This window comes from Terriglobia bacterium, from assembly GCA_020073185.1.
GTDB lineage: Bacteria > Acidobacteriota > Terriglobia > Terriglobales > Acidobacteriaceae > JAIQGF01.
Genome location: JAIQFT010000120.1, coordinates 1 through 2,643, shown reverse-complemented (window position 1 = coordinate 2,643; position 2,643 = coordinate 1). Strand labels below are relative to the sequence as shown.

General features: G+C 63.1%; 1 protein-coding gene. It reads left to right on the top strand.

Annotation, left to right across the window (positions count from 1 at the left end):
- The first annotated feature begins 276 nt into the window (after positions 1-276).
- On the top strand, positions 277-2,505 hold the full coding sequence (locus LAN64_20655) for a hypothetical protein (GenBank protein ID MBZ5570237.1): 2,229 nt from the start codon (positions 277-279) through the stop codon (positions 2,503-2,505).
- Positions 2,506-2,643 lie beyond the last annotated feature (138 nt).

Here is a 2,643-nt window from a genome sequence, read left to right as displayed (position 1 = left end):
TGTGGAAGTGACGCCGGCCGCGCCACAGGTAACTGACCCAAGCTGGGCGCCAAGTTCCCAAAGGACCCATCGACATGCGTATCGCCGCGATAGCCTTGGCTGTGCTCGCCCTTTTGGGCCAGCGCGTGCTGGCGCAAGAGAGTTTCACGGTCGCGCCGCAACAGGTGGCCGACGAGAAGGCGGTGTTCGCCACCGTCGAGAGCGCCAATATCGTGCCGGCGCGCGCCCGCATCGGCGGCACCGTCGCCGAGCTCAACGTCACTGAACCCGGTAGGGGTGAGCTCCGACGGGCAGCGCCTCTTCGTGACCGACCTGGGCTACAACCGGGTGCTGATCTGGAACACGATCCCAACCGCCAACCAGGCGCCTGCGGACGTCGTGATCGGCCAGCCGGACATGACCAGTTCGCTGCCGAACAATTCCTACACGATAAACACCAGCGGTGTGGAATCGCCGGTGCTTTGCACGACTTCAAACGGCACGGACACCAACAACAACCCCACGTATCCGACGCTCTGCCAGGCCACCTTGAGTTTTCCGCGCTTTGCGCTGTCCGACGGCGAGCACCTGTTCGTCGCGGACGGCGGCAACGACCGGGTGCTGGTTTTCAACAATATCCCCACCAGCAATGGCGCCTCCGCGGATTACGTGCTCGGGCAGGCGAACGAAAACGTCGATTACCCGTCCATTGGCGCGGACACGATGAATACGCCGCTCTCTCTGGCATGGGATGGCGCCAACCTCTTCGTGGCCGACAGTTTCAGCCAGCGCATTCTGGTTTTCACGACCGCCGAACAGGACCTGCATTTCACGGCCGTGCGCAACGCGGCCAGCCTGAACATCTACGCGGTCGGATCTGTGACGTTCTCCGGCACCATCAATTCGGGTGACAAGGTCACCGTCACGATCCAGGGCAAGGACTACACGTACACGATTCAGAGCGGCGACGATATTACAGCGATCGTGAACGGGCTGGTCGCGCTGATCAACGCCGGCGCCGGAGATCCGAACGCTCTGGCGACGTCGAATGCGCCGGCCGGGGCACTGGTGTTGACTGCCCGGGCGGCCAATATCGCCGGCAACAACGTGACGCTGGCGGCCAGCGCTTCCACCAACGCGCAGATCGCGGCTACCGCCAGCGGCGCCAATCTTGCAGGAGGCGGGGACGCGGCCCAAATCGCCCCGGGAACCCTGGTCTCGATTCTGGGAAGCAATCTGAGCGATGTGCCGCTGGCCGCTCCCGCCGGCGCGCACTTGCCCACCGATCTGGGTGGAGTCGAGGTCTACTTCAACGGCGTGCGGGGGCCCCTGCTTTACGTCTCGCCCAACCAGATCAACTCGCAGATTCCGTTCTCCTTCACTGACACCAGCGCGGTCAACGCCTGGGTGCGCATTCAGCGCGCCGACGGTTCGATTACCGCAACGAACCCGGAGGCGGTGACGCTGGTCCCGGCCAACCCCGGGATATTCGTGCTGCCGAGCAATCTCACTGATCCCAGGCCGGCGGTCGTTCTGCATTCCTCGAGATTCGCAACCGGCCTCATTTCGGTGGATGGAACCGTCAACGCGGGCGACGTGGCGACCATCACCGTCAACAGCAGGACGTACACATACACGGTCCAGGCCAGCGATACCCTGCAAACCATCGCCAACGCGATCGTGGCTCTGCTGGGGCAGGATCCCCAAGTCGAGGCGTACCCGACCAGCACCTATACACGCGTCGTATTGCAAGCAAGAGTCGCCGGCTCGGCCGGCGAAGGGATTCCGTTCAGCGCGAGCGTCAGCACCGGCGCAACGCTGATCCTCACGGCGGAGGGTCCTTCAGCGCCGGGCGGCGCCACCGGCGTGGCGTTGTGCTGCGCGAGCGCGGGTGGCACGCTGGTGACCAAGGACGCACCCGCGGTGCCTGGCGAAACCATCATCGTGTACGCCACCGGATTGGGCCTGCCCGTCCTGACTTCGGATGTGCAGCCCTACGTCCTGACGGGCGTCACCTATCAGGGATCGGCCGCCAACACCCCTAAGCAAACTGTCTCGTCTCTGGCCGGCGGCAAGACCGCCAACGTTCTGGCAGCGGGCCTGGCGCCGGGAATGGTCGGCGTATATGAGGTTCATCTCCAGTTAAACACCAGTCTCCCAACCGACCCGCTGACCCAGTTGACCATCGCGCAGAACCTGTACGTGAGCAACATCGTCACGTTCCCGGTGAAGGCCACCCTCATACCGTCCGCCCTGACGTGTACTCCGGCATCATTATCTTCGAGCGGTACCTCCAGTTGCACGGTCACCTTGAGCGTGGCGGCGCCTACGGGGGGCCAGACGGTAAACCTGTCCAGCAGCAACTCATCGCTTCTGAGCGTGCCCGCGACGGTGACTGTCGGTGCCGCGGCCACGACGGCCACGTTTACCGCCACGGCGGGAACCATTACGAGCAGTCAGACCGTGACCATCACCGCGACATTGAACGGCTCCTCGGCGACCGCCTCCATCTCGCTGGCGCCCTAACTCATCTTCGACACTTTGCCATTCAAAGTCATCGTAACTTGCTGATCGCACATAGCGCGGGGTCGTGTTACGCGGAAACCTAGTGTCACGTGCTTCTCACATTATTTCCATATATTCCTTGTTTCTTGCATGGAAAGG